Source organism: Streptomyces sp. HUAS ZL42, from assembly GCF_040782645.1.
Taxonomy (GTDB): Bacteria; Actinomycetota; Actinomycetes; order Streptomycetales; family Streptomycetaceae; genus Streptomyces.
In genome coordinates this window covers 217597-243958 of record NZ_CP160403.1, presented here as the reverse complement: position 1 = coordinate 243958, position 26362 = coordinate 217597, and the positions used below count along the sequence as shown (strand labels likewise).

The 26362-nt window shown below is 69.2% G+C and carries 21 protein-coding genes and 3 pseudogenes; 10 read left to right on the top strand and 14 right to left on the bottom strand.

The genetic code is table 11. From position 1 onward, the window contains the following. Positions 1-49: 49 nt before the first annotated feature. Entirely contained in the window at positions 50-1012 is a 963-nt protein-coding gene (locus tag ABZO29_RS01285) for a VOC family protein (RefSeq protein ID WP_367318260.1), read from the top strand. Positions 1013-1261: 249 nt separating this feature from the next. Continuing rightward, a complete protein-coding gene (locus ABZO29_RS01280; RefSeq protein WP_367318259.1) occupies positions 1262-2533 on the top strand; it encodes an MFS transporter in 1272 nt (423 codons plus the stop codon). A gap of 100 nt (positions 2534-2633) precedes the next feature. Here the strand turns inward: ABZO29_RS01280 and ABZO29_RS01275 are convergent, their stop codons facing one another. The 5 genes from ABZO29_RS01275 to ABZO29_RS01255 all read right to left on the bottom strand — a co-directional run bounded on the left by ABZO29_RS01275 (position 2634) and on the right by ABZO29_RS01255 (position 7629). After that, positions 2634-3251 (bottom strand): hypothetical protein, encoded by a 618-nt coding sequence (locus ABZO29_RS01275; RefSeq protein WP_367318258.1) that lies wholly within the window; start codon positions 3249-3251, stop codon positions 2634-2636. A 122-nt stretch (positions 3252-3373) separates the two neighbouring features. Next, entirely contained in the window at positions 3374-4273 is a 900-nt protein-coding gene (locus tag ABZO29_RS01270; RefSeq protein ID WP_367318257.1) for an SDR family oxidoreductase, read from the bottom strand. 80 nt (positions 4274-4353) lie between these two features. After that, positions 4354-5091 (bottom strand): SDR family oxidoreductase, encoded by a 738-nt coding sequence (locus tag ABZO29_RS01265; protein WP_367318256.1) that lies wholly within the window; start codon positions 5089-5091, stop codon positions 4354-4356. A 104-nt stretch (positions 5092-5195) separates the two neighbouring features. Further along, a complete protein-coding gene (locus tag ABZO29_RS01260; RefSeq protein WP_367318255.1) occupies positions 5196-5894 on the bottom strand; it encodes a TetR/AcrR family transcriptional regulator in 699 nt (232 codons plus the stop codon). Positions 5895-6894: 1000 nt separating this feature from the next. Continuing rightward, positions 6895-7629 carry a TetR/AcrR family transcriptional regulator gene (locus ABZO29_RS01255; RefSeq protein ID WP_367318254.1) on the bottom strand — a complete coding sequence of 245 codons (735 nt, stop codon included), beginning with the start codon at positions 7627-7629 and terminating at the stop codon, positions 6895-6897. A 92-nt stretch (positions 7630-7721) separates the two neighbouring features. Here ABZO29_RS01255 and ABZO29_RS01250 point away from each other — a divergent pair, with 92 nt between their 5' ends. Next, a complete protein-coding gene (locus ABZO29_RS01250; RefSeq protein WP_367318253.1) occupies positions 7722-8756 on the top strand; it encodes an amidohydrolase family protein in 1035 nt (344 codons plus the stop codon). Positions 8757-8965: 209 nt separating this feature from the next. Here the strand turns inward: ABZO29_RS01250 and ABZO29_RS01245 are convergent, their stop codons facing one another. Further along, a complete protein-coding gene (locus tag ABZO29_RS01245) occupies positions 8966-9670 on the bottom strand; it encodes a GntR family transcriptional regulator (protein ID WP_367318252.1) in 705 nt (234 codons plus the stop codon). 164 nt (positions 9671-9834) lie between these two features. On the opposite strand from ABZO29_RS01245, the gene ABZO29_RS01240 reads away from it, so the two are divergent. Further along, positions 9835-10374, top strand: a complete 540-nt coding sequence (locus ABZO29_RS01240; protein ID WP_367318251.1) for a YbhB/YbcL family Raf kinase inhibitor-like protein — start codon at positions 9835-9837, stop codon at positions 10372-10374. Positions 10375-10382: 8 nt separating this feature from the next. Next, positions 10383-11049, top strand: a pseudogene (locus tag ABZO29_RS01235) (metal-dependent transcriptional regulator). Between the two features lie 270 nt (positions 11050-11319). On the opposite strand, the gene ABZO29_RS01230 reads toward ABZO29_RS01235, so the two are convergent. After that, positions 11320-11727 carry a RidA family protein gene (locus tag ABZO29_RS01230; RefSeq protein WP_367318250.1) on the bottom strand — a complete coding sequence of 136 codons (408 nt, stop codon included), beginning with the start codon at positions 11725-11727 and terminating at the stop codon, positions 11320-11322. A 122-nt stretch (positions 11728-11849) separates the two neighbouring features. Here ABZO29_RS01230 and ABZO29_RS01225 point away from each other — a divergent pair, with 122 nt between their 5' ends. Next, the gene (locus ABZO29_RS01225; protein WP_367318249.1) at positions 11850-12230 is read left to right on the top strand and encodes a winged helix-turn-helix transcriptional regulator; all 381 of its coding nucleotides are present in this window, start codon (positions 11850-11852) and stop codon (positions 12228-12230) included. Between the two features lie 33 nt (positions 12231-12263). Here the strand turns inward: ABZO29_RS01225 and ABZO29_RS01220 are convergent. Further along, positions 12264-12862 (bottom strand): annotated as a pseudogene (locus tag ABZO29_RS01220) (IS982 family transposase); the annotation flags it as partial. 94 nt (positions 12863-12956) lie between these two features. On the opposite strand from ABZO29_RS01220, the gene ABZO29_RS01215 reads away from it, so the two are divergent. After that, a complete protein-coding gene (locus ABZO29_RS01215) occupies positions 12957-13346 on the top strand; it encodes a hypothetical protein (protein WP_367318248.1) in 390 nt (129 codons plus the stop codon). A 327-nt stretch (positions 13347-13673) separates the two neighbouring features. On the opposite strand, the gene ABZO29_RS01210 is transcribed toward ABZO29_RS01215, so the two are convergent. Further along, positions 13674-14609, bottom strand: coding sequence for an AraC family transcriptional regulator (locus ABZO29_RS01210; RefSeq protein WP_367318247.1), 936 nt, complete (start codon positions 14607-14609; stop codon positions 13674-13676). A gap of 79 nt (positions 14610-14688) precedes the next feature. On the opposite strand from ABZO29_RS01210, the gene ABZO29_RS01205 reads away from it, so the two are divergent. Continuing rightward, a complete protein-coding gene (locus tag ABZO29_RS01205) occupies positions 14689-15387 on the top strand; it encodes a class I SAM-dependent methyltransferase (protein ID WP_367318246.1) in 699 nt (232 codons plus the stop codon). A 366-nt stretch (positions 15388-15753) separates the two neighbouring features. On the opposite strand, the gene ABZO29_RS01200 is transcribed toward ABZO29_RS01205, so the two are convergent. From ABZO29_RS01200 to ABZO29_RS01190, 3 genes are all read right to left on the bottom strand, one after another. Continuing rightward, the gene (locus ABZO29_RS01200) at positions 15754-18078 is read right to left on the bottom strand and encodes a SpoIIE family protein phosphatase (protein WP_367318245.1); all 2325 of its coding nucleotides are present in this window, start codon (positions 18076-18078) and stop codon (positions 15754-15756) included. A gap of 995 nt (positions 18079-19073) precedes the next feature. After that, positions 19074-19412, bottom strand: coding sequence for a thioredoxin family protein (locus ABZO29_RS01195; protein ID WP_367318244.1), 339 nt, complete (start codon positions 19410-19412; stop codon positions 19074-19076). A gap of 408 nt (positions 19413-19820) precedes the next feature. Continuing rightward, complete coding sequence (locus ABZO29_RS01190; RefSeq protein WP_367318243.1) at positions 19821-20960, bottom strand: helix-turn-helix domain-containing protein; 1140 nt, start codon at positions 20958-20960, stop codon at positions 19821-19823. 132 nt (positions 20961-21092) lie between these two features. Here ABZO29_RS01190 and ABZO29_RS01185 point away from each other — a divergent pair. Together ABZO29_RS01185 and ABZO29_RS01180 are read left to right on the top strand one after the other, a co-directional pair. Further along, positions 21093-22104, top strand: a pseudogene (locus tag ABZO29_RS01185) (ferredoxin reductase). A gap of 7 nt (positions 22105-22111) precedes the next feature. After that, on the top strand, positions 22112-23230 hold the full coding sequence (locus ABZO29_RS01180) for a fatty acid desaturase (protein WP_367318242.1): 1119 nt from the start codon (positions 22112-22114) through the stop codon (positions 23228-23230). Positions 23231-23699: 469 nt separating this feature from the next. Here the strand turns inward: ABZO29_RS01180 and ABZO29_RS01175 are convergent, their stop codons facing one another. After that, positions 23700-24983: an MFS transporter gene (locus tag ABZO29_RS01175; RefSeq protein WP_367318241.1), complete on the bottom strand. Its 1284-nt coding sequence runs from the start codon at positions 24981-24983 to the stop codon at positions 23700-23702. After that, positions 24980-26359, bottom strand: coding sequence for a rhodanese-like domain-containing protein (locus tag ABZO29_RS01170; protein ID WP_367318240.1), 1380 nt, complete (start codon positions 26357-26359; stop codon positions 24980-24982). Before ABZO29_RS01170 ends, ABZO29_RS01175 begins: the two co-directional genes overlap by 4 nt. Between the last annotated feature and the right edge of the window lie 3 nt (positions 26360-26362).

Genomic DNA, 26362 nt, shown 5'->3' with positions numbered 1-26362 from the left:
CCGACCGGCCCCACCCTGTCCCCCCGACAACCCCGCAGGGGAGGAACCCGTGCCACTGCACAGGATCGAACAGCTGACTCTCGGAGTCCCCGACGTCGCCGCTGCCGCCGCTTTCTACGAGGACTTCGGCCTCGTCCGAGGCGACACCACGCCCACCGGAAGTGCCGAACCCGGCCTCGTCCTCGGCACCACCGACGGTGGCGACCAGCTCCGCCTCGTGCACAGCGACCGGCGCCGGCTGCTGGAAGCCACGTTCGCCGCCGACGACCCCGACGACCTGGCACGCATCGCGCGCCGACTGCAGCACCTGGACTTCCCGGTGCCGGTCACCACGACCGGCACCGGCAAGAAAACCCAGTGCGGGGCAGTCGAACCAGCCACCGGCGTCAGCGTCCGGATCGTCGTCCGCTCACGCCTGGTGCAACCGCCCGTACCTGCTCCGGTGTACAACGGCCCCGGTCGCACGGCCCGCATCGCCCAGCGCGCCCCCGGCCTGCTGCGCCCCGATCCGGTCCGGCCGCGTCGACTGGGCCACTTCGTCCTGGGCACGACCGACTTCGACACCACGCGCCAGTTCTTCACCGACGGACTGGAGTTCAAGGTCAGCGACATCGTCAAGGACGTCGGAGTGTTTCTGCGATGCTCCACCGACCACCACAATCTGCTCGTCCAGCGCGCTCCGGTGCCCTTTCTGCACCACACCAGCTGGCAGGTCGACGACGTCGACGAGATCGGCCGCGGCGCGATGAGCATGCTTGAGAGGGACCCTGGCCGTCATGTGTGGGGACTGGGCCGCCACTACGCCGGAAGCAACTTCTTCTGGTACCTGAAGGACCCGGCCGGCAACTTCGCCGAGTACCACAGCGACATGGACTGCATACCTGAAGACGCCCTGTGGACCCCGGAGGAGCTCGAAGGAGCACGCGGGCTCTTTCAGTGGGGTCCGCCGCCCCCGCCCTCCTTCATCAAGCCCGAAGACTTGGCGGACATGATGATCTCCAGCCACCCGTGAGGCCTCGCGGGCGCCACCGGCCCACCGGACGCCCGGGCCCGCGGCGTCCAGCAGGCCGGCGAGGCCACGACGCGCCTTGGAGCGCTGCCCGCAAGACTGGCAGCGGCCTCGAGCGACGCGCCGTTTCCGGTTCTCCTGCCCGGCCTTTCAACGTCGTCAACACGGGCGCCTACACCCGCCGTAGCCCGGCCGGCGCCCCCGGACCTCACCTACGGCCGCCACCTCCTCAGCCCGAATCCGAAGGTCGCGATGACACCATTCGCAACGCACACCCAGGCCAGCAGCGAGGCGATACGACACAAACGTTGGCGAGCACGCACCGTCCTGCTGCTGGGCATGCTCGTCTTCTTCGCCTACGGCTACGACCTGTACGCCCTGCAGACCGTTGCGCCGTCCCTGCTGAACCACCCCACCTGGGACGTCACACCCGGCACCTTGGGCACGCTGGCCAGCGTCACCGCGCTGGGCGAGGCGATCGGTGCCTTCGCCGGCGGCCAGATGAGCGACGTCTACGGCCGCAGGACTCCGATCGCGATCTGCGTCGCTTGGATCTCGGGCTGCATGCTGGCCGCGGGACTGGTCACCAGCTTGCCGGCGTTCGGCGCCACCCGCTTCCTGCTGGGCATCGGCCTCGGGGCACTGGCCCCTCTCGTCTGTGCCGTTGTCGTGGACTGGGCCCGGGTGGGGCGGCGTTCGCTGTACTGCGGCACGGCGCTGTCGGCCATCCCGCTCGGGGGTGTGGCGGCGGCGAGCGCCGGTCGCGGCTTCCTGCCGGGCACGGACTTCCAATGGATGTTCCTGGTAGGGGTCCTGCCCATCCTGCTGGTGCCGGCCTGCTGGCATCTGATTCCCGCCGCGGCGCCTGAGGAGGCATCCCTTCCCGACCGGGCCACGCGCCGGGACACCCACGTGGTCTCAAACGAGTGGTGGGCCCTGTTCGAGCCCGGCTGGCTGGTGGCGAGCATCCTGTTCTCCATTGCCTCCTTCATCGGGCTGCTGCTGATCTACGGGACGAGCTCATGGCTGCCCTCCCTGATGACGGATGCGGGCTACGACCTCGACTCCACGCTCGAACTCGTCCTCGTGTTCAACTGCGGAGCCGTCGCCGGAACGCTGCTGTTCTCCATGCTCGCCGACTGGATCCCGGCAAAGATCTGCGTCGTCTGCCTGTTCCTCTCCGCCGTGGTGGCGCTGCGGGCTCTGACCACTGCCGAAGGGCACACCGCGCTCCTGGCCGCGGTTGCGCTGGCCGGCGCCGGCATCCTGGGCGCACAGAACGTCATCAACTCCTACGTGGCCCGTTACTACCCCCATCAGATACGTGGCACCGCCCTCGGATTCACTCTCGGAGTCGGACGCTTCGGCTCCCTCCTCGGCCCCAGCTACCTGACCTTCCTGATCGGCGTGAACTCCGATGCCAAGGTCGGCTTCTACGCTCTCGTCGCACCGGCGCTGATCGGGGCGGTCGTCGTCTTCCTGGTGCCCCGCGGACGGCGATCGGAGCGGCTCCGGGCGTCCTGACACGGTTCCGTCCTCCGGCTCCGGTGCGCGCGTGACCCCGCCGTCCGGGTCATGTGTGCGCGTGACCGTCCGCCCCAGTCGGCAGCCTGCTTCAGGCTGCCTACTCCTGGCTTTCCGCCCCGTATTCGGCCACGTCTCCGCGATGCCCGTGCCTGAGCGCCCACGGCGCAAGCAGGGCGACCGCGGTGGGAAGCGACAGGTTGACGACCATGATGAGCAGCTCTTCCCGCCATGTGTAGCCGGCTGCGAACACACCGAGCAGCGCATTGGCACCGCACACGAGAAACCACAGCGGAAGGAAGGCTGCGGCCGCGCCCCGGCTCCTCGCCCGGTCCGCGACGCCCGGAGCCAGCAGAGCGACCAGGAGGGCCACGGCCGCCCAGAGCACGATGCCGGCCGTGAGCATCACGGGCGTGCGGCCCGTCGTGAGGACGGGACCGCCCTCCCACTCGCTCTCACTCTCCCGCCACATCACCAGGCTTGCCAGGACCGGCAAGGAGAACGTGACTGCGAAGTCGACAATCGTGTCGCCGGCCTGGACGCCGGAGGCCATGCCGAGGCCTGCCTTCAGCGCCGTCAGGCAGTACCAGAGAGGTAAGAACACAGCCACCGAAGCCGCGCCCACCGAGCCGGAGGAGGGTGGCGCGAAGAGGGCTGAGAGCAGGAAAGTCGCGATGGACAACAGGATCCCGGCGAGCAAGAGCCGTGGCGTACGCATCAAGGGTCCCTTTCGTGCCGTACGACGTGCAGGCCGTGCGCGGCCGGCGCGCTGAGGGGTGGCGAGAGAAGGCGTGGGGCGAGAGGGAGTGTGCCAGTCGCCCCACGCGGAGACGGTTTGCGTCAGCTGACGGGCTGGCTGACCGTGAGCAGGTCGGCGAGGCCCACGCGGGTGAGGAACTCGCGTCGGATCCGGTCGGCGACGTCCGAGACTTCTTCGGAACCGTCGTCGATCGGGTCTATGGTGACTCGGTGGGGGCGCTGCCCGGCGGGAAGTGCGATGATGCGGGCGATCTCGTCCGAGACGAGGGACGCCTCGGCACCTTCAGGGGCCAGCGCGGTGAGCTTCTCGCCCACCTGACGGACCAGGCCGGCGTACTTGGTCTCGTACTCCGCTTCGACATCGTGGTCGGATGGACGACCGGAGTGGGTGAAGTGGTTGGTGCCGCTCGTGAACGCACCCGGGACCACGATGGATGTCTCCACTCCCCAGCGGGCCAGTTCGGCCGCGTAGCTGACGGCGAGGGAGTCCATCGCTGCCTTGGCGGCGAAGTACGGTGCCAGATAGGGCGGGGTACCCCCCTTGACGCTGGTGCTGGACACCCAGAGCACCAGGCCTCGGCCCGCGTGACGCATGCTGGGCAGCGCAGCGCGGTTGACGCGTTGCGTCGACAGCACGTTCACGTCGTACAGGTCGGCGAGCTGCTCGGGGGTGAAGGCCTCGGTGGGGCCGGTGACCATGTGGCCGGCGTTGTGGATCAGGACATCGATACGGCCGTGCTCGTCGAGGATCCGGCTGATCGCGGTGTCGACGGACTCCTGCGAGGTGACGTCGAGTTCGACGGAGCGCAGGTCGACGTTGTGTTCCTTGCTGTAGACGCAAGCGGCTTCGACCTGCGGGGCGTTGCGGGTGGTGGTCTGGCGCATTCCGGCGTACACGGTGTGCCCGGCGTCTGCGAGGGCGCGGGCCGTCAGGGCGCCGAATCCGCTTGAGGCACCGGTGATGACGACGATGTTGCTCATGACACGTATCTCCTGGGGTGTCTGGACGACCGGGTCCGGCCGACGCCGTCGATGGCTGCGGCCGGTTGCGGGCGTTGCGATCAGGCGATGCCGCCGTTGGCGTAGAGGACCTGACCGTTGATCCACCGGGCCGGCCCAGCGAGGAAGGCCACCGTTTCGGCGATGTCCTGTGGGGTGCCCAGGCGTTCGAGCGGTGCCGCCTTGGACAGGTTGGCGATCGTCGTGTCGTCCTTGCCCTCGAGGAAGAGCGGAGTGGCGGTGGGACCGGGTGCAACGGCGTTGACGGTGATGTCCTTGCCGCGCAGTTCCCGGGCGAGTACGAGCGTCATGGCCTCGACTGCACCCTTGCTTGCCACGTAGGCGCCGTAGGCCGGGAACTGCAGGCGGGTGACGGACGTTGAGAAGTTGATGATCGCGCCGCCGCCGCGTACGCGCCGGGCCGCCTGCTGGGAGACGACGAAAGTGCCGCGGATGTTGGTGCGATGCATGCGGTCGAGGTCGTCGAGGTCCAGCGTCGCGATGGGCGAAAGGATCATGATCCCGGCAGTGTTGACCACGATGTCGATGCCGCCGAACTCCCGTTCCACCGCGTCGAAGGCGGCGGACATCGCGTGCTCGTCGGCGACGTCACCGCCCACCGCCAGGGCCCTGCCGCCGGACGAGGTGATGGCGGCGACCGTCTCGTCGGCCTTGGCCTTGTTACCTGCGTAGTGCACGCCGACGGCGATGCCGTCCGACGCCAGCCGCTGTGCGACGGCCCTGCCGATGCCGCCGGAGCCGCCGGTGACGAGGGCGACGCGGGTCACGTTGTTGTTCATGATGTTTCCTTCGGTGAATTCAGGCGGGGGAGCGTGAGGGGGCCCTGACGTCGGGCGTGCTTGACCAGCGCCGCGAGCTGCGCTGCGGCGCGCGGACGGGCAAGTCAGCTCGTCTGGCTGGAGCGTGCGATCTGGGTCAGCCACTGCTTGAGCAGTGCGGACTCGGCAGGTGTGAAGGGCTGCGGCGTGAACTCGTCCACGGACGACAGCAGCGTCGTGGCTGCTGCCAGCCGTACATCCTGCGCTGCGGCGTCTGCTGCCGGAGCGAGAAGGATGGCCCGGTGGATCGCATCGCGGACCATGATGGACAGGTCCAGGTCCGGGTACAGCGCGGGACGCGTGATCAGGGCGAGGGCGACGCCGGTGTTTGCCGACATGACCATGCGTGCGGCCACATCCGGTGTGACGCGCAGGCGCCCCTGCTTGGCGAGCCGCTCGAGGACCTCACGCAGGATGCGCATGGCCTCCTCCGCGGCCTCGGGCTCTGAGCCCGGCGCCGAGGAGAACATCAGCTTGTAGGCGTTGGGGTGTGCCAGCGCGAACGCAGTGTGGCTGTCCCATCCCGCCCGCAGGTCCTGCAACGGGTCCGCCGACTTCTCGGCGGCCCTCTTGCTGCCCAGGTACTGGTCCCAGACATGGTCGACCGTGGCTCTGAGCAGCCCGTTCTTGTCGCCGAACAGCCGGTACAGCACGGGCTGTTGGACGCCGGCGGCCTCGCTGATCGCGCGGGTCGACACGTCGCCACCGGGGGAGTGGGCGAGCAGCTCCGCCGTCGCCTCGATTAGCGCTGATCTCGTATCCATGTAATCGACGATAACAGGGGTCGTAGTCAACGACAACAGGAAGTTGTTATCGGCGATTCATGAGGGCGTGCCGTGGGCCGGCTGCAGGCCCTCGCCGCGTACGGCCGTGTCGCCAACGGCGTCAAGGCGAGGGCGGGGTCGATGCCGGGGCGCTGGCGTGACTGGCTCTCTAGGGGCTGAACGACGGATGCGCTCTGTCCCGTCTGACGGCGATCGGCATGTCCAGTCGGAGGTCGCCGATGGCCTCGGTGTTTGGTCACGTCGACGGCGTTGAGCTCCACGGGCCTGCCCGCTCCTTCGTGACCCCTCCGTGCCCCTAGCGGTGCCGGAGTGGTGCACCGTGGGTCGGATCGCGGCGCCTCCGCCAGCGGCGACGACAGGGCCCGTGACTTTGCCGACTCGGTCACTGACGAGGAACGCGACCGCTTGGGCGACTTCTGCCGGATCGGCACCGCGGCGCGGCGTGGTCGCCTCCCCGTGCCGCACATGTCCGCTTCCATGACGGCGACAGCCTCGGAGGTGTGAAGGGAGCGGGCGACACCGCGTTCACGCGGGCGCGGCGGCCGTGCTCGACGCCGCTGACGGTCAACACGTCGCGGCTCGCCGGCTGGTGACCTGGCGGGTGACGGCTGTGCGCCTGGAAAGGGCAGCTCAACGCCCCGCTGCGCAACGCCACATAGTCCCGAGATGTCTGGCTCCGGGGCTCTCGCCTTGAGTGAGGGCGCGACATCCGCCTCGCGGGTCGCGCCAGCCGTTTTCCGGTGACGCGTTCAGCCTTCCTCGGCCTGCCGGCGCTCTATCGGCTACAGGCAGTACAAGCCGTCGAGGGCGCCGACGACGAAGCGCAGGCGCCTACGCGCGGGTGCGACGGTCCTGGCTCCTCAGGTGTGAGGGCCGACGCCGGATCTCCGGGTGGTCGGGAACTTCGTCGGTGGCGTCGATACGGCCATGAAGCCCCCGGTCGTCTCGCCCTGGCGAGAACGCACGAGCCCCCGGCACCTCAACCGTCGGCGGCCAGGCGGTCCAGCCACTCCCTCAGTAGACACTGCTCCGCACTGCTGAGGGTCGTCTGTTCGGGCAGTGCGGCGTGCAAGGCGCGGGCGGCGCCTGCCGGGCCCGCGTCTTGCACGGCCGGCTGTTGGTTGGTGACGGCGGTCACCATGGCCTCCCGCAGAGTGGTCAAGAGGGCTGGGTTGCGCCGGCCCGTGGGCAGGGACAGCCAGGTGAGCACTGCGCCGCGCGCCGTGGCATGGATGATCTGGGCCGCGAGTTCCTCGTCGACCCGCAGCCAGCCGCCGGCGGCGAGGCGCCGGACACGGCCCATCAGGATCTCCATGCCGGCCTTGAAGGCGGCCGAGGTGGCCCTCGTGGGTTCGCTGTACATCAGTGTGTACAGCGCGGGATTGGCCAGACCGAACTCGACCGCGACGTCCCAGCCGGCTCTCAGGTCCTCGATGGGGTCCTGCGGGTCGGGGTCGACGTGCTTGGTGGCGAGAAACATGGCGAAGCCGTGCTCGGCCACCGCGTCGAGCAGCCCGTCCTTGTCGCCGAACAGCCGGTAGATGGCCGGCGGCTGCAGGCCTGCGCCCTCAGCGACCGCGCGGGTGGTGACCGCGTCACGACCTCCGCGCGTCAGCAGGTCGATGGCGGTCTCGATGACCCGCTGCCGGGTCTGTTCGCGACCGATGGCCGCAGCGTCGGCTGCGCTGCTCCCGCTCAGTGGACGTCGTGACATATATCAATGATACCGCGCGACTGGTTCCGCCGTTAGTATCAGTGATACCGTTCAAGTGATTCCATTGGAAACGAATCGTGGAGGAGCATCGCATGTCCGACCGGCTGCGGATCATTGCATTGGAAGAGCACGTCGTCCTGCCTGCGATCATGGAGGCGTGGTCGCGGTCCGGGGTGCCGGAGCTGCCGAATCTGGGGTTCGGCGACAGCCCCGTCGCCCAGCGACTGCGCGACACCGCGGAGATGAGGCTGGCGCACATGGACGACCAGGGAGTCGATGTGGCGGTGCTGTCGATCTCGACACCGGGCGTGCAGAACCTGCCCGACGCGGATGCGGTCGCCGTGGCCCGCGACACCAACGATCAGCTCGCGGAGATCGTGGCCGGCAACCCCGACCGGTTCCGGGCGTTCGCAGCGATCCCGACGCAATCGCCGTCGGCCGCGGCTGCGGAGCTTGAGCGGGCGGTCACCGAGCTGGGCTTCCCGGGCGCCATGCTCTACGGGCGCACCGGATCCAAGCTCGCCGACGACCCCGAATACGACGAGCTGTACGCCACTGCGGAGCGGTTGCAGGTCCCCCTCCACTTCCACCCGCAGATGCCTGTGCAGGCGGTGAGGGACGCCTACTACTCGAACATCGGTCCCATCGGGAACGCGCTGGCCGGACCTGCGATCGGCTGGTACTACGACCTGGGCGTCCAGTACCTTCGGATGATCTTCTCCGGCGTCTTCGACCGGCACCCCGGTCTCCAGGTGATCGCCGGCCACTGGGGAGAGGTCGTGCTCTTCTACCTCGACCACACCGGGTTCTTCGCCGACGCCGGTGGCCTGGCTCGCCCGCTCGCCGACTACTTCAAGCAGAACTTCTGGGTCGCCGGCAGCGGCACCGTCAGTCCCCGCTATTTCCGCTGGACAGCCGAAGTCGTGGGGACCGAACGGATGCTGTACTCCACTGACTACCCCTTCACCTACGGGTTCCGACCCGGTGGCTTCCCCTTCGTGGACACCAGCGCCGGCGTCGCCCGGTCCTTCCTCGAGGACGCCCCCTTCACCGACGAGCAGAAGGCCGACATCGCGCACCGCAACTGGGAACACCTCACCTCCCGCGCCACACACCTCGCCCGGTGACCTGGTGTCCCGTGATGCTGTTCGTGTTTCGGCAGATCTCTCTCAACGCTGTTCAGCGCGCTTCTTGAGGGTTGGCCCGGGTGGCGCTGGCAGGACAACGAGACAGTGAGCCGGCTTCGAGATTCGCCGGCATGGGGCGTCCGGCCGGGCGGCCGGCCCGCGCCGACTCCCGGCTGCTGGAGGGCTCCGGCGTCGACATGGCGAGGCGATCAGGCTCCCTTCGCCGGTTCGTGGTAGGTGCAGCCGGTAAGTCCGGCCGCGGTCAGAGTGAGGTGCTTGGCCAGTACCTCGGCCGCGGTGTGGGCGTCACGGGTCAGGGCCGCCTCCTCCAGCCGGCGGTGCTCGCCAACGTGTTCCCGGTCGGGGCGGCGGTGCGCCGACCAGCGGCGGGCCAGCTCGCTCGCGGTCCACATGCGGTCGAAGGTCTCCAGCAGGACGGGGTTGCCGCAACCGTCCAGCAGCGTGCGGTGGAAGACCCGGTGGGCCTCGGACCATGCGCTGCTGTAGTACTCGCCCTCCTCGGGCACGTACGCCGGGGTGCGGGCCAGGCGGTGGTGTGCGGCTCGCACGCGGGCCTCCCAGTCGACGTCGCCGCGCTCGATGGACATGCGCAGCACGACCGGTTCGATGGTCCGGCGGGCTTCTGCGATCTCCTGCCAGCGGCGGTCGGAGAAGGACGGGACGACGAAGCCGCGGTTGGGCAGCCGGTCGGCGAGGCCCTCGCCGACCACCCGCACGAGCGCCTCGCGCACGACGGCCAGGCTCACGCCCTGTTCCCTGGCAAGGTCCTGGGGCTTGAGGGCGTCGCCGGGGGCGTAGTTCCCGCGCATGATCGCGTCCCGCAGATGCGCGTAGACCTGCTCGGAGAGCATCTGCTTCCCCGACGAAGTCGAAGTGTAAACCGTCTGAGCCATGCCCATCATCATAGACGATCCGGCAAATAATCGATTATTGATGCTATCGTCGATCCAGTGGCCGAGGATGCACGGCGGCGCCCTCTACGCGATGGCCGCTGCGTGCCCTCCAATCGGCCGCATCACCGCCAGCCCACAGCACGTGATGAAAGGAAAGCGACACGATGAGCACCAACGACCCCTTCGCCCGCCTCCCCGAGGCGGCCTCCTTCACCGTCACCAGCACCACCGTTACAGACGGCGATGCCTGGCCCGCAGAGCAGTTCTCCGGAATTTTCGGCGTCCTCGGCGGGAAGGACGTCTCCCCGCAGCTGTCCTGGAGCGGCGCCCCGGAAGGCACCAAGAGCTACGCCGTCACTGTCTACGATCCCGACGCCCCCACCGGGTCCGGGTTCTGGCACTGGGCGGTCGCCGACATCCCCGCCACCGTCACCGAACTGCCCGAGGGCGCTGGTGACGACACCGGCGTGGGCCTGCCCGAAGGAGCCTTCCAGCTGCCCAACGACGCTCGCATGGCCCGGTTCATCGGCGCCGCCCCGCCGGCCGGACACGGCCCGCACCGCTACTTCACGGTGGTGCACGCCCTCGACGTGGCCTCCATCGGCGTTGCGGCCGACGCCACCCCGGCCGTCCTCGGCTTCACCATGACCGGGCACATCCTCGGCCGCGCGGTCCTGACCACCACCGCCGAAACCCCCGCCTGACCAACAGCATGTCCCAACTCATCGACACCACGGAGATGTATCTCCGCACCATCCTCGAACTGGAGAGGAAGGCGCGGTCCCCCTGCGCGCCCGGATCCCCGACGGTCAGCCAGACGGTGGCACGGATGAAGCGGAACGGGCTGGTGTCCGTCGCCCGCGACCGGCACCTGCAACTGACCGACGAGGGCCGCCACCCAGCGACCCGCGTGATGCGCAAGCACCGCCTCGCGGAGTGCCTGCTCGTCGACGTCATCGGCCTGGAATGGGAGCACGTTCACCGCGAAGCCTGCCGCTGGGCACGTGATGAGCGAGGCCGTCGAACGCCGCGTCCTGGAGATACTGCGGCACCCGACGCAGTCCCCCTACGGCAACCCGATCCCGGGCCCGGAGGAGCTCGGCGGGAAGAGCACGGTGGATCCGTTCCTCGACGAGAGCATGCTCAGCCTCAGCGGCCTGAAGCCCGGGCCCGAACGGCGCGAGCGCGGTCGTACGGCGCATCGGGGAACAGATCCAGACCGACCCCCGGCTGATGTACCTCCTGCGGCACGCCGGAGTGCAGCCCGGCGCGGTCGTGAGCGTGACGTCATGGCCGACGGCGTGAAGGTCGGCAGCGGCGGGGAGGCCGCTGAACTCCCCACGCAGACTGCCGCGCTCGTCTTCGCGGCCAAGCGCTGAGCCCAGCCGGGCGCTGGCCGTTGCCATGGCCCGTGCGGGCACGAGGGTTGGCTCTGGACCACGATCGTGGTCCAGAGCCAACCCTCGTTGCGGCAACCCCACGAGGCCACCGCGACCAGGGGCGCGACGCCCAGGGTTCAACGACATCAGCGATCTGACCAGGGCCTTTCACCGGAAGTACCCCCCATGCTCCCGTGGCGAGTGCCCCGGTGACTTCAAACAGCTCATGAATAAAGCCAGTTCATGCAGCCCCGGGCGAAGAGGGCCTGGTCAGTCGATGACTGCGGTGGCTTCGATCTCGACCAGGTGCTCGGGTACGTCCAGCGCCGCAACGCCCAGCAAGGTGGCCGGGGGTGCCGGGGTGACGCCCAGTTTCGTGACCGCCCGGGTGATCCCTTCCATGAGCAGCGGCATCTTGTCGGGGGTCCAGTCGACGACGTAGACGGTCAGTTTCGCCACGTCGTCGAGGGAGGCACCGACGTCGGCCAAGGCGGTGGCGATGTTGAGGTAGCACCGCTCGACCTGAGTGGCGAGGTCACCCTCGCCGACAGTGACACCGTCGGCATCCCAGGCGACCTGGCCTGCGATGAAGACCAGCTTCGAGCCGGTCGAGATCGACACCTGCTGGTAGGCATCGATCTTCGGCAGTCCGCTGGGGTTCACCAGGGTGATGGGCATGCTGCTGCCTCCTTGTCACGAGGGCGCTCCGCGACGCCTTTACTCTCTTGTGGTTACTTCAGAACCGTAAGAGAGTGGTCGCTGACATGGAAGAACGCACTTTTCAGTGACTGGGGAACCTTATGGTGACCAAGCAGTTCATGGGCTCGCGCGACGAAGCGGACCTGAGGCGCGCAGACTCTCTGGCCCGGGAGATTTTCTCGGACGTCGCCAACAAGTGGGCCCTCCTGATCATCGAGGCTCTGGGGGAGCGCACCCTGCGCTTCGGCGAACTGCGGGACGAGATCGAGGGCATCAGCCACAAGATGCTCACCCAGAACCTGCGCATGCTGGAGCGCAATGGCCTGGTCGAGCGGACGGTGCACCCGGTCGTGCCGCCGCGGGTCGAGTACACCCTCACCGAGCCGGGCCAGGCCCTGCGAGTGACGATCGACGGACTGTGTGACTGGACCCACCGGTACCTCGGCCACATCGAAGCCTCCCGCCACCGCTTCGACGACTGACGGGTTGACCACTTGCCGACTGCCCTAGTTGATCTATTCCAAGGGGTCAGTGACGTCGGGGCGCAGGACGGTTTGTCCGGTGGCGTCGTTGTGCCGGATCGCGGCGGCCAGCGCGAGGATGCGTTGCATGACGCGGGCTATGACCCCTCCGGGTGTGCGCCCTCGGTGCCGTTCGACGTCAAGCTGTCCCTTGAAGGTCTCGTTGATCGATTCGATGACCTGCCGCAGCGGCTTGAACAGGGCTGCACCAGGCCGTTCCCGTTCACCTTTACGGGCCGGCCGCAGCAACTGGACTCCACGCTCGGACAGTTCGCGTTCGAAACCACGGCCGAAGAGTTCTTGTCGCCGATGATTCGGTGGCCAGGAGGTCAGAAGCGCCTGTGGCTGGCGCAGTAGCCGTATTCGGCCCAGCCTGCCAGGTCGGAGCGTTTGGCGGTCTCGCGTGAGCGGCCGCATTCGACCGGGGTGGAGTCCACGACCCATACGTCGCCGCTCCACACCGAGGTGGTGGTGGCCAGGATCCGGTTGACGCTTCGCATCAAACCGGCGGCCTTGCGCAGCCGCTTGTTGTAGCCGGGCTGCTGGGGCAGGTAGGGGAAGAGGTGGCGCAGGTGGGCACGGGCATGGCGGAGCCCTCGCGACAGCACTCTATGCGACGACCGATCTTGGATACCCTCGTTGTCGTCTCCGCAGGCACCCCTTGGGCCGCACCACCAGGAGGAACCAGTGTCATACCCGCAACCGCTCACCCCCGAGGAGAAACTCGCCGACGCGAAGAAGCAGCTGAGCCTCCCGCGTATCGTCGTGATCTGCGGCTCCACCCGTTTCATGACCGAGATGACCGAGGCCGATCTGCGGGAGACCAAAGCCGGAAAGATTGTCGTCAAGCCGGGTTGCGACATGAAGTCGCCGCACGAATTTTGGTCCGATCCTGTCGAGGCCGAGGCGCTGAAGGTTCGACTCGACGATCTGCACCGAGCGAAGATCCGGCTCGCTGATGAGGTGCTCGTAGTCGGCGACTACATCGGAGACAGCACCCGAGCCGAAATCGCCTACGCCCGGTCGCTGGGCAAGCCCGTGGGGTTCACGCACCCCGAAGTCGACCCCGACGCCTGACCGCCCACCCCCACACCCTCCGCAGGCACCCTTGGAATTGATCATCTAGCTTCGCGACGGTGCCGGCTCGCGTGCCGGACAACAGTCCTGCCCGGTCGGCGAGGACTGACGCGTGCCTCGCCGGCGCCTTCTGCGCCGCCGCCGAGGTACGCGCCGGGCACCGGGCACGCAGACCTACCTCCTGGCACGGACGGTTTCGGGGGAAGGGGTCCTCGTACGGTGCGGGGGCGGTCACGGCAGGGCCCGCCGGCAGGTGGCCGGGCGTGCGGGAGCCGTGTCGCCCGTAAGTTGACGGCCGTGAACGTTACTTATCGGCGCAGACTGTCTCTAAATGCCCACTCGGCGCCTGGGTCTGCTTCCGGGATCGGCGCCGGCGCGCCGCCACTGTGCGGGGCTTATTCCGTGCACCTTGCCGAAGGTGCGGGCGAAGTAGCCGGCGTCCGGGTAGCCGACCTGCCTGCCGATCTCGTTGATCGGCAGTTCGGTCGCGGCGAGCAGGCGCCGGGCTTGCACCATTCGCCGCTCGGTGATCCACTCCTGCACGGTACGCCCGGTCCGTCGGCGTACCGTCGAGGTGAGGTGGCCTGGGGAGACACTGACTGCGGCGGCCACGTCGCGCAGTGACAGCGGTTGCGGGTAGCGCTGCTCGATGACCTCGAACACCTCGGCGAGCAGTGGTTCCCGGTTCTCGCGCAGGTCGCCCACGACGTCTGCGGCGAGCCGGGACACTCCGACCAGCAGCAGTGTCAGGTGCGCCGGCACGGCCTCCTGGTAGCCGTCCTGGCGTTGCGTCAGTTCGTCGTGCAGGGCCTTGATCCGGGCGGCCCACCCTGGCCGGTCCGGTTCGGGCACCCGCAGCCGCAGGGCGCCGATCGCTCCGCCGCGGACGAACGGGAACAGCAGCGGGTGCGTGCGCCAGGCCAGGTGGGCGCCGGGGACGTCCGGGCCGAGCGCGTCGGCGGTGAAGAACACGCCCCAGCCGTCGGCGTGGGCCAGGTCGGTGGCGTGGATGTGGCCCATCACGTCGCCGGGCGCGATGATGAACAGGTCGCCGGCCTCGATCGGCCAGGCCCGCCGACCGGTGCGCAGCAGCCCGCCGGTGGTCTCGAAGTACGCCAGGCCGGGGAAGTCGTGCGCGTGCTCCTCGAAGGTGCCGGTGCCCTCCCAGCCGTGCTCCAGCCGCCAGGTCGCCACGGGCAACTCGCCGGGCGCCGGCAGCATCGAGTAGGTCGCAGGCCGGTCCCGGCTGGGTGCCTTTCGCACGGTCCTCACCGTCGAATCGTCCCATTGAAGCCGCAGATCGGTACAGGCCCGCAGCTTCAGACGGGGGCAGACTGATGGCATGACCGAAAAAATGTCTCAGCCGCTCACAGACCGGGAGTACATCCCGGGCCTGGGCAAGGGCTTCCTGACGCCGCTGTACGACGTGGCGCACCGCGTGTTCGGGCTGCGCCCGATCCATCAGGAGATGATCACGCTGGCCGGATTGCAGGACGGGCACCGGGCGCTGGATGTCGGCTGCGGCACCGGGAACCTATTGCAGGCGACCGGTCAGCGGCACCGGAACGTGGACCTCGTCGGGCTGGATCCCGACCCGAAGGCGCTGGCCCGCGCCGGGCGCAAGGCCCGGCGGGCCGGACTCACCATACGGCTGGATCGCGGGTTCGCCCAGGAACTGCCCTATGACGACGGCTCGTTCGACCGAGTCTTCTCCAGCCTGATGCTGCACCACCTGGACAGCACGTCGAAGGACGCGCTGCTTGCCGAGGTGCGCCGGGTGCTGCGGCCCGACGGACTGCTGGTCCTGGCCGACGCGGTGCTCGACGAGCACGGGCAGGACCACCGGCACGGCCGAGGGCACCGGCAGGGCGGGATGCGCGCCCGGATGCGCGAACAGTTGCACGACAACGTCGGCGACGGCGTGTCGCAGCGGATCGCCGCAGCCGGCTTCACCGTGGAGCCAACCCGCATCATGGCACTGCGGATCGGCGGGAGAGTCGGCATCGAACTGGCGCACCCGACCGGGTCAGCCCAGAAATAGCCTCGGCCAAACGGCCTGCTGGGTGCATGGCGGACACCCGGCAGCTTCTGCCGTACAGCCGTATCAGCCGGCGTGTTGCTGAGAACGCCAGTACGACTGCCGCTACTTCCCGTCGCGGCCCACCTGGGCCGGCCGGCTCGGCCGAGCCGGTAAGCGAGACCTTAGCCCTGTGGCCCTGTGCCGCCGAGCACGCCGATCACGAGGCGGGAGACGTTGTCATGGAAGCCTTTGCCTGTGGTTGAGAGTCGGTGGGCGCGGTGAGTGCCGGGCGGTGGAAAGCCGCCTCGCGGGTCAGGCTCACACGGTCGAACAGGGACTCCGCTGCACACGCCATGGCAAGGCTGCCTCGCAGTGACGTTCGCGGCCTCATGGCAGTGGCTGCTCGGTCCAGATGCACTTGCCTTCCGCGGTGTAGCGGGTGCCCCAGCGGTGGGAGAGCGCGGCGACCAGTTGCAGGCCTCGGCCGCCCTCGTCGGTTTCCCCCGCGCGGCGGATTCGGGGTGTGGTGAGGCTGCCGTCCGACACCTCGCAGACGAGTGTCCGACTGCGGAGCAGACGCAGTCCGACGGGGCCCCTGGCGTGCCGGACCACATTGCCTACCAGCTCGCTGACCAGCAACTCGGTTGTCATGATCAGGTCTTCCAGGTGCCATGCGGTCAGCTGCCTCCGGATGAGGTCGCGGGCCTGGCCTGCCGCGACGGGATCGTGGGGCAGCGACCAGGACGCCATGTCACTGGCAGTGAGAGTGTGGGTGCGGGCGACGAGCAGCGCCGCGTCGTCACTGGTCCGTTGCTGGGCGGGCAGTAGGGCGGAGACGAGCGAGTCGCAGAGCACGTCCAGGCAGTCGTCGGGGGTTCCGCGGCCCGTGTTCCCGTCCGCCAGCGCCCCGGCCAGCTGGCTGATCCCGCTCTCGATATCGCGCCGGGCGGATTCCACGAGGCCGTCGGTGTACAGCACCAGGAGGCTCTCCGCGGGGAGCGTCACCTGCGTCGTCTCGAACGGCGGTGTGGCCGCGCCGAGCGGAGGGTCGGCTGTCAGATCGAGGAATCGCACGCTGCCGTCCGGGCGGACCACGACGGGGGGCGGGTGCCCCGCGCTGGCGAACGTGCACACCCCGCTCGCGGGGTCGTAGAGGGCGTACAGACACGTGGCGTAGAAATCGTCGCCGAGCTCGTTGACCATGTCGTTGAGGTGGGAGAACAGCTCGTCGGGCGGCAGCTCCAAACCGGCCAGCGTGTGCACGGCGGTGCGCAGCCGGCCCATGGTGGCGGCTTCGGACAGGCCGTGGCCCATCACGTCCCCGATGACCAGCGCGACCCGGTCGGCGGAGAGCTGGATGACGTCGTACCAATCGCCGCCGACGTCCACCCCCTCGGTGGCCGGCAGGTAGCGGGCGGCTGTGTCGACGGCGGGCAACGACGGCAGGGCACGGGGGAGCAGGCCGCGTTGCAACTGCTGCGCCTGGCTCTGCGCGGCGTCGTACAGCCGGGCGCGCTCCACGGCCTGGGCGACCAGGCCGCTGAGGGCGATCAGCAGGGTGCGTTCCTCACTGGTGAGGCGGCGGGGCCGGTCGAAGGAGACGACGCAGCCGCCCACGGGGCGGCCTGAGATCATCAGCGGCAGGATCGCCCAGGCCCGCTTTCCACCGAGCTCGGCGGTGTCGTACGTTGCGGGGTAGTCGGTGCGCAGTTCCTCCGGTGAGGCGATAAACCTCGGAATGCCGTCTCGCAGTGCCAGGTCGATAGGGCTGTCGGGGGGAATGCCCTGGGCGATCCGGTCGACGAACGCCCGCGGGTAGCCGATCGTTTCCAACGCCTGCAGGCGGTTGCCCTCGACGGCGTGGATGACCAGTCCGGTGGCGCCGACGAGCGGCAGTACCCGTTGTGCGGCGACGGTCACCACGTCCTTGACGGTCAGGGACTCGGCGAGGGCCGCTGTCAGCTCCTTCGTGCGCGCGGAACGTTCGGCGGCCGCGCGCTCGGCTGCTGCGCGTTCCGCCTCGATGCGCCGGATCTCGGTGACGTCGGTCAGGTAGACCGTCAGTCCGTCGGGGATGGGGATCAGTCGCAGGTGGTAGCAGTGCCCGTCGGCCGGCAACCTCAGGTCCAGCCCCGTGGGCACGCCATCGGCGACCGCCTGACGGCAGCGTGACTCGAAGCCGGGCACGTCGACTTCCGGAAGGTCCCACAACCTCCGGCCGACCAGCTTCGGCGAGGCGCCGAGCAGCTGCTCGGCACGGACGTTGACGTACATGATGCGCCATTCGGCGTCGACCGCCAGGAAGCCGTCGTTCATATGCCGCAAGGCCCGTCCCGCGGAGTCCATGGCGGCCAGGGTCTCCGTGGACCGCCACAATCGCCCGACCATACGGTCCGGTGCCCCGTCGTCGCCGAGGAAGATACGGCCCCGTACCTCCACCCAGCCGACCGTTCCATCCGGTCGGCGCACCCGGTGCCTGACGTTGTACTCCGCCCCCTCCCGCAGAGACTGCTCGTACTGCGCCAGTACCACCGGAAGGTCGTCGGGATGGATCAGGCTCCGCCATGTCTCGATCCGCCCGTCAAACGCCTCCTGGGGAATGCCCAGGACGAGCGTCATGGTGTCGTCCCACACCAGCGTGCCGGCGCGGATATCCCAGTCCCATGCCCCGACCGGGATGATGTTCAGGGCATGCCGAAGTCGTTCGAACACGTCTGGGTCCGGCCGCTGCTGCTGCCCTGGACGGCCGAGGAGACCGCTGTTCGGGGAGCCGGCCACGGCCTGCGACGGCGCCGCTGCGACCCCTGTGGGCGCGGCAGCCTGCCCCGTCGCCGGCCCGGCCTGCCCCGCAACGACCTGCTCGGTGCGCGAGGTCCCTCCGTCTCCGGCGCCCGGGACGACGGCCTGCTCCGTCGACTCGGCCCGTCCCGAGGACTGGGCCTGTCCGCGCCGTTCGCCGCTTGTCGGGCCAGACGGTGGAAGCCGGAGGACATTCGTGGGGCCTTCCGGTTCCGGCAGGCCGGAAGCGCGCATTTCCGCCACCTGCATGCCTCCGTCCCCATCGCTTGTCCTACGGGACGCCGATACCGCATATCGGACTGGAATGGCAAAAAATTCGATTCAACTGTATCTCCAGGTGTGGGCAGCACTCGTGAGCCGTGCACGGAGCACGCATGGAGCATCAGAGAAACCGGCGGTTGCCGCGATCGCAGACCACCGGCCCACGCCGTGCCGCACGTGATCCACCGGGTGGTACAGCGGCACGATGTTGCCGTCAGCGAGTTCGGGTTCTCGACGTAGGCGACGCGCTTTCCAGTCGCGCGTTTGGTGATCGGGCCGTAGACCGGACATATGGTGCTCCGACCGCCCGTGGAACCGATGCTGGCGCAGGCCCGCGACCGTCTGCCCGCGCCCGGAGCTCTGCCCGGTGGCCTGGTATTTCAGCCGAAGTTCGACGGCTACCGCGCCTTGCTCTTCACGCCGTGTCTCCCGCCCGGCACTGTGCTCTTGCAGTCCCGCAGGGGGAGCTTGATTCAGGGCCCGCTTCCCGGACATCGTCCACGCGTGTGCCCGCCTGCCCGACGGGCTGGGGTCCTCGAGGGGGTTATGTGACCTGTGGGGGTGTCTCAGCCCCAAGGTGTCTCAGGCGGCGCAGCTCCCATGGACGAGACGTGACGAGCGTCGCGGCCACGTGCCGCAGCGGCCGCTCAGAGGTGGCCGTCCAGGAACTTCCGTACCTCGGCGATGGTCATAGGCCCCGTGCCGTGCGCCACCGCCTCTCCCTCCTTCAGCAGGACGTAGGACGGGGCTGCGGTGATCCCGTATCGCTTGGTTGCGGCCGGACAACGCGTGATGTCGGCGCGGACGGCCGTCAGGCGGCCCGTGTAGTCGTCGGCGATGCCACCCACGACGAGGTCCATCACCCGGCAGGGCTCGATTGCCTTGGGCCATGTCCCGGTGAAGTATGCGAGGACCGGAACTCCGCTCATCCCGAGGATGAAATTGAATTCCGCGTCCTCACGGGGTCGGTGAACCCGTTTCGTCATGGAGGCTCCTGACCTCACGTTCCGTCATTCCATCCCCATCATCCTGCGCGCGGTGTGCCAGGCCGGTCCGGTTCGTCGTCCGGTTGACCTGTCGGAAGGGAGGCACGGGGCCGTCGCAGAACCACGATGGTCCCCGGCGCGAGCGGCCCGGCCCCCGCCCCTGGTGACCCGGCCTGGCCGCCCCGCCGGTCACTCAGCTGAAGCACGCCGCGCGCCCGTGGGTCAGCTCGTGCCAGGACAGTGCCCCCGACGGGCTTCCCCGAGGCCCTGTCTGGTCTTCGCATCAACCCCCGGTCTCAGCTGGCTAATACCGCTCTTCCTGGGCCGCATGAGCCAGCCGATGGCACCGAGACCGAGGCAGATTCCTGGACCGCTCGCGGACGCGGTCGTGGACGGTCGAAGTACGCGTCAGCTGACCCGAAGACCGACGGCCAGCGTCAGTTCAAGGACCCGGTGTGGCGACGCGAGATCCGGAAACAGCTCCCGCAGCTGCGACATCCGGTACCGGACTGTCTGGGGATGGACGAACAACGCCGCCGCCACCTCGTCCCGCCTGCCCTGGTGCAGCAGCCACGCCCGCAACGTCTCCTCCAGCCGCCGTGCGGTCGCGACAGGCAAGGTCCGCAACGGTGCGAGGGCTCGGGCACGCAGGTCCGCGAACGCGTCCACGTCGGCGCTCAGCACCAGCTCGGGCAGGTGGTCCTCGGTGTCGCGAATAGCAGCGGAGAGGGAGCGCGCGCGTACGGCTCGTGCGTACGAGGCGGATGCACGAGCCCATGGCCGGGCCGGGCCGACCACGGCGGTGCGGTCGGTCAGCTGCCGCAAGAGATGTGATCGGTCGGCATCGGGGACGAGCAGCACGCCGGTGGCGTCCGGCAGATCGTCGAGGACGAGGGTGCTCGGGTCGAGCACGCGGTAGGCGGGCCGGGCCTGGGCGGCGGGCAGCAGGACCGCGGTCAGCGAACCCGGAGGCTGCCACCCGGCCCGTTGCGCAGAGGCCATCAGCACATCCGCACTCGCGCCGGCGAGGAGATCACGGGCCAGGTGTTCCAGGTGGCGCTCGTGGGCCCTTCCCCGGGCGGCCAGTTCGTCGGCGTGGCCCGCGGCGCTCGCGGCGGAGAGCTCGTCGATGTAGGCGAAGGTCAGCTCGGCGAACTTGGCGACCTCGGCGGCGGGCAGACCCGCGGGGACGGCACCCGCTGCCAGGCATCGCCAGGCCACGCGGGCGCCGACGCGGTAGGCGCTGAGCAGAGCGTCCATCGAACGGCCGTCGCGGACCTCGCCGCGGCCCAGCTCGTAGGCCGCGTCCCCGGCGTCGCCACCCGTCGCGTTCCCGCTCGCGAGGTCCAGGTAGTGCCCCAGGGCGGTGCGGACGGCTCGGCGGATGGTGGCGCCCATGTGGCCCGACAGGGCGCCTGCGTAGGGAGGGACCTCGTCGATGATCGCCTGGACGACCTCGTCGGCAGTGGTCCTCAGCGCGGCCCGAAGTGCGGTGACCGTCGTCTCATCCAGGGCCAGCTCGCTGACCCTCCGGATCGCATGACTCACGTTTCTATTCCCTGCGAACAATTCAGCCGACCAGATTCACATCCTGCGGTCAGGACTTTACGCCTTCAGGCACAGCAAGCTGGACTCATGACGAGTGCAGCCCTCCGCAGTGGGGCGTGGAAACTGCTGGAGATGGTCACGACGCCGCTGCTGCCGTCGGACTACCTCGACCTGGTCAGCCCGCTGCGTGCGGGCGCTGACCTGCGTGGGCGCATCGAGGCCGTGCACCCCGAGACGGGTGACGCCGCGACCATCGTGATCAGGCCGGGACGGGGCTGGCGCGGCCACACGGCCGGTCAGTACGTGCGGATCGGGGTCGACGTTCGACGGGGTGCGCCTGTGGCGTGCCTACTCGCTCACTTCACCGGCAAAGCGCCAGGACGGCCGCGTCACGATCACCGTGAAGGCGATCCCGGACGGCAAGGTCAGCAACCACCTGGTCCGCAGGGCGAAACCGGGCACGCTGATCCAGCTCGACCAGGCGACCGGTGACTTCGTGCTGCCGCAGGCCAAGCCCGCCAAGGTGCTCTACCTGACGGCCGGCAGCGGCATCACGCCTGTGATGGGCATGCTGCGCGACACCGAGTTCGATGACGTCGTCATGGTCCACTGCGCGCCACAGCCGCAAGACGTGATCTTCCGCAACGAACTGCACGACCTGGTCGCGGACAAGAAGCTGCGGCTCACCGAGGTGCACACCGACACAGACGGCATGCTCGACATCGCCCGTCTCGACGAACTCGTGCCCGACTGGGCCGAGCGCGAGACCTGGGCTTGCGGGCCCGCGGGCCTGCTCGACGCCGCCGAAGAGCACTGGACCGAGCACGGCGTACAAGAGCGCCTGCACACTGAACGCTTCCGCCCCGGCATCGTCGTCGCCGGCGACGGCGGCGAGGTCACGTTCAGCGCCACCGGCAAGACCGTCGACGCGGACGGCGCCACGCCGTTGCTGGACATCGGCGAGGAGGCCGGCGTGCTCATGCCCTCCGGGTGCCGCATGGGCATCTGCTTCGGCTGCGTCACGCCGCTCAAGGCAGGCGCCGTCCGCGACCTGCGCACCGGCGAGATCACCGAGGCCGAGCCGGGCGTCCTCATCCAGACCTGCGTGTCCGCCGCGGCGGGCCCCTGCGACATCGAACGGTAGGAGCACCTTGACCGCCATCGACCCCACCGCCCACCTGACCGCGGAGCAGATCGAGGAGCTTGGTCGCGAGCTGGACGCGATCCGCGACGAGGTGATCGCCAGCCGCGGCGAGAAAGACGCCGCCTACATCCGTAAGGTCATCTCGGCGCAGCGCAAGCTCGAGCTGGTCAGCAGGGGCGTGCTGCTGTTCTCGATCTTCCCGCCCGCGTGGCTGCTCGGCACCGCCGGTCTGTCCGTGGCGAAGATCATGGACAACATGGAGATCGGCCACAACGTCCTGCACGGCCAGTGGGACTGGATGCGAGACCCGAAGATCCACTCCACCACCTGGGAGTGGGATCACGTCTCGCCGTCCGAGCAGTGGAAGCACTCGCACAACGAACTGCACCACACGTACACCAACGTGATCGGCAAGGACAACGACCTCGGCTACGGCATCATGCGCGTCGACGAGGACCAGAAGTGGCACCCGTTCCACCTCGGCCAGCCGCTGTGGAACTTCATCAACGCCTGCTTCTTCGAGTACGGCATCGCAGCGTACGACCTGGAGCTCGGCAAGAACCTGCATAAGCGCCGCCGCAACAACCCGGAGTTCCGCGCGCGGGCCAAGGCCGTGGGCCGCAAGATCCGCAAGCAGGTGCTCAAGGACTACGTGATCCACCCGCTGCTGTCGGGCCCGTCGTTCCTCACCACGCTCGGCGCCACGTTCACCGCGAACCTGGTCCGCAACATCTGGTCCCACTCGGTGATCATGTGCGGGCACTTCCCCGAGGGCGTACAGGTCTTCGAACGCCGGTCGATCAACGGCGAGACGCGCGGCCAGTGGTACCTGCGCCAGATGTTGGGCTCGGCGAACATCAGCGGCAGCAGGGCCATGCACTTCATGACCGGCAACCTCTCGCACCAGATCGAGCACCACCTGTTCCCGGACCTGCCGAGCAACCGGTACGCCGAGGTCGCGGTGAAGGTGCGCGCGCTGTTCGAAAAGTACGAACTGGAGTACGTCACCGGGCCGCTGCCCAAGCAGGTGTTCTCCGCGTGGCGCAAGGTCTTCCGGCTCTCGCTGCCGAACAAGAAGCCCAAGGTCAAGACGCCGGAACGCGAGCAGGAGGTCCTCGCGGCCTGATTCCCGGTATTGGTTCAGATCTTTCGGCCCTACCGGCGGCACCGCCGGGTTCGGTGAGATCCGTTGCGGACGCTGGGCGGCCGCGACATCAGACCGTACGACACGGGATCCGGGCAGCCCGGTGTCCGGCTGCGCTGCCTGGACGTGCGCCAGGAGCTCGGCACACAGCCCCCGGCGAGGTGTTGTAGTGCGCTGACCTGCCGTGGTCGGGCCGGTAGTCGGGTGCGTACGCGCACTCGGTGTGCCGACGGGCGGGCTGGGTGGAAGGCATGGGCTGTGACGTGGACACTGCCGGAACCGATGCTCGCCACCCCTGTGTCCGACCCTGTGCTGCTGCCGGGGTGGGCGGGTGAGCCGAAGTTATGGACAGGGTTTCGTCTTGTCCGTTGTCCACCACTGCCGGGGGGTGGGGCCTACGGCTTCGAAGACCCCACCTGGGCGATGGCATCAGTTCTGGCCGCTGCGCCCCTCAACGAGTGCCGAGCCGGTGCTCGGTGATCCAGCGAGCAGCCAAAAGTCCGGAAGCCGCGGTGAGGACGGCTGCGGCGATGACGGTGGCGTTCAGGCCGAGAGTATCGGCGAGGATGCCGGCGACCAGGGCGCCGGCGGCGTAGCCGATGTCCCGCCAGAACCGGTACGTCCCGAGGGCGTTGGCCCGCCAGGCGGGGTGGGCGTGGTCGGAGATGGATGCGATGAGGGCGGGATAGACCATGGCGGTGCCCAGGCCGAGCGCGATGGCGGACAGGATTCCGGCGAGGAGCGGGCGTTCGAGCAGGGCGAGGGCGAGGACGAAGCCGACGGCCTGGACGAGCATGCCGTAGACGATGAGTGGTTTGCGGCCGATGCGGTCGGCGAGGTGGCCGGTGGGGATCTGCCCAAGTCCCCACAGAATGGGGTAGAGGCCCTTGATGAGGCCGACGGCGGCCAGGCCGAGGCCGTGGTCGGTGAAGAGCAAGGGGAAGACGCCCCAGGTGAGGCCGTCGTTGAGGTTGTTGATCAGTCCGGCCTGGCTGGCGCCGCGTAGGGAGCGGTTGTGCCAGGAGGTGCGGGTGAAGGTGGCCTTCAGGCCGGTGTCCTCGTCGGTGGGCAGGAGCTTGGTGTGGTGGGCGAGTTCGAGGGCGACGTGGGCGGCGGTGTCGCGTACGACCAGGGCCAGGGCGAGGCCCGCGACGACGAAGACGACGCCGATGAGCTCGGGAACCGGGCGCAGGCCGTACGAAGTGGCGAGGTAGCCGGTGAGCAGGGCGGTGACGCCGACGGCGGTGTAGCCGGCGGCCTCGTTCAGGCCGGTGGCGAGCCCTCGGCGTGAGGGGCCGACGAGGTCGATCTTCATGTTGACGGTCATCGACCAGGTCAGGCCCTGGTTCAGGCCGAGCAGGACGTTGGCCGCGACGATCCAGCCCCAGGACGGCGCCCAGGCGAGGGCGAAGGGGACGGGGATGCCGAGCAGCCAGCCCGTCACCAGCAGCTGTTTGCGGCGGAAGCGTGCGGTGAGCGCCCCGGCGGCGAGGTTGGTGAACGCCTTGGTGAGGCCGAAGGCAATGATGAAGGAGAAGACCGCCAAGTCGCTGGTCAGGCCGAATGTCTCGGAGCCGATCAGCGGGACGGTGGTGCGTTCCAGGCCGACCAGGCCGCCGACGCAGACGTTGACGATCACCAGCAGGGTGAACTGCAGCCAGTTCTCTCGCAGGCCGAGCCGTACGGGGCGACCGGAGGCGTCGGTCGGAGTGGTGGCCAGAGGGGTGGCGTTCACGAGCGGGTGTCCTCCACGCCCTGCACGAGCCGCAGATCCTGTGCGGCGGCGTAGTCGGCCGGTCCGCCGTCGAGGACGGCGACATCGGTGTGGCCGGCCCGCTCCAGGAGGCTGGCGGCGGTCATGGCGCGCTCGCCGTGCCCACACGCCACGACCGGTCCGGTTGGGGCGTCGGCCGCGGACTCGTTGAGGGCGCCGAGCTCGATGTGCAGCGCGCCGGGGACGTGCCCGGCGGCGAACTCGGCTTCCTGCCGGACGTCGACGTAGGGGCGTCCCGCGGCGCGGTCGGCGGCGAGGAAAGCGGTGGTGGTTCGGGAGTTGCCTTCGGCGAGCCAGGCGTCCATGCCGCCCGCGAGGTGGCCGGCGAGACGCTCGTAGCCGATCTTGTATGCCTGCCAGACGATTTCGCTCAGGTCCTGGTCCTTGGCGGTGACGACGGCCAGGGGCGAGGTGTCGGGCAGGAGCCAGCCGAGCCAGGTGGCGAACTGGTCGCGCAGCGGGATGGACAGGGCGCCGGGAATGTGGCCGGCGGCGTAGTCGGCGGCCGGGCGGACGTCGACGACGAGGCCGCCGTCGGCAATGAGGGCTCGCACCTGCTGTGTGGACAAGGCCGGGAGCACGGGGCCCGCGGTCAGCACGGCCGGGCCGCGCCGGTTGATCTCGCCGAGGCGGTCGAAGTACGCGGGGTAGGTGCCCAGGCTCGCGATCAGCTGGGCCACGAAGGTGTCCTCGTCGGGTGCGGTAAGGAGCGGGTTGGCCTGCTTCTGGGCGCCGATGGTGGTGGTGCGCTCGGTGCCGGGCGGGGCGGAGCAGAAGGATCCTGCGCCGTGGGTGGGCCACACCGCGGTCTGGTCCGGCAACGCGGTCAGCCGTTTCAGTGAGCGGTACTGGGCGCGGGCGAGTTCCTCGGTGCGCTCCTGGCCGAGGAGGTCGGTGCGGGCGGCGGAGTTCACGATCAGCGAGCCGCCGGTGAACACCCCGAGATCCCGGGAGCCCTCGAGCAGCAGGAAGGACAGGTGCTCGTCGGTGTGTCCGGGGGTGGCCAGCGCCCGCAGTGTCAGCCCGCCGAGGTCGACCTCGTCGCCGTCGGCCAGGCGCTGGTGGTCGAAGGCGCGGCGGCCCGCCGCGGAGGCCAGGATCGTGGCGCCGGTGTCGTGGCCGAGCTGGACGGCGCCGGAGAGGAAGTCGGCGTGCAGATGCGTGTCCGCAGCGAACGCGATGCGCAGTCCGCGCCTCTCGGCGGTGGTGCGCAGGGCGCGGAGATCGCGGCTGGCGTCCATGGCCAGGGCGCGTCCGTCGCCCAGGTCGAGCAGGTAGGCGCTGTTGCCCAGCCCTTCGTCGACCAGCGGTATGAGGTGATCGTCCGCAAAGCCCACGGC

Bases quoted from the DNA above. Each gene is read 5' to 3' on its own strand.
- ABZO29_RS01250 (WP_367318253.1), top strand. From the start codon at position 7,722: ATGTCCGACCGGCTGCGGATCATTGCATTGGAAGAGCACGTCGTCCTG.
- ABZO29_RS01255 (WP_367318254.1), bottom strand. From the start codon at position 7,629: ATGTCACGACGTCCACTGAGCGGGAGCAGCGCAGCCGACGCTGCGGCC.
- ABZO29_RS01240 (WP_367318251.1), top strand. From the start codon at position 9,835: ATGAGCACCAACGACCCCTTCGCCCGCCTCCCCGAGGCGGCCTCCTTC.
- ABZO29_RS01260 (WP_367318255.1), bottom strand. From the start codon at position 5,894: ATGGATACGAGATCAGCGCTAATCGAGGCGACGGCGGAGCTGCTCGCC.
- ABZO29_RS01280 (WP_367318259.1), top strand. From the start codon at position 1,262: ATGACACCATTCGCAACGCACACCCAGGCCAGCAGCGAGGCGATACGA.
- ABZO29_RS01230 (WP_367318250.1), bottom strand. From the start codon at position 11,727: ATGCCCATCACCCTGGTGAACCCCAGCGGACTGCCGAAGATCGATGCC.
- ABZO29_RS01245 (WP_367318252.1), bottom strand. From the start codon at position 9,670: ATGGCTCAGACGGTTTACACTTCGACTTCGTCGGGGAAGCAGATGCTC.
- ABZO29_RS01195 (WP_367318244.1), bottom strand. From the start codon at position 19,412: ATGACGAAACGGGTTCACCGACCCCGTGAGGACGCGGAATTCAATTTC.
- ABZO29_RS01270 (WP_367318257.1), bottom strand. From the start codon at position 4,273: ATGAGCAACATCGTCGTCATCACCGGTGCCTCAAGCGGATTCGGCGCC.
- ABZO29_RS01205 (WP_367318246.1), top strand. From the start codon at position 14,689: ATGACCGAAAAAATGTCTCAGCCGCTCACAGACCGGGAGTACATCCCG.
- ABZO29_RS01275 (WP_367318258.1), bottom strand. From the start codon at position 3,251: ATGCGTACGCCACGGCTCTTGCTCGCCGGGATCCTGTTGTCCATCGCG.
- ABZO29_RS01225 (WP_367318249.1), top strand. From the start codon at position 11,850: ATGGTGACCAAGCAGTTCATGGGCTCGCGCGACGAAGCGGACCTGAGG.
- ABZO29_RS01265 (WP_367318256.1), bottom strand. From the start codon at position 5,091: ATGAACAACAACGTGACCCGCGTCGCCCTCGTCACCGGCGGCTCCGGC.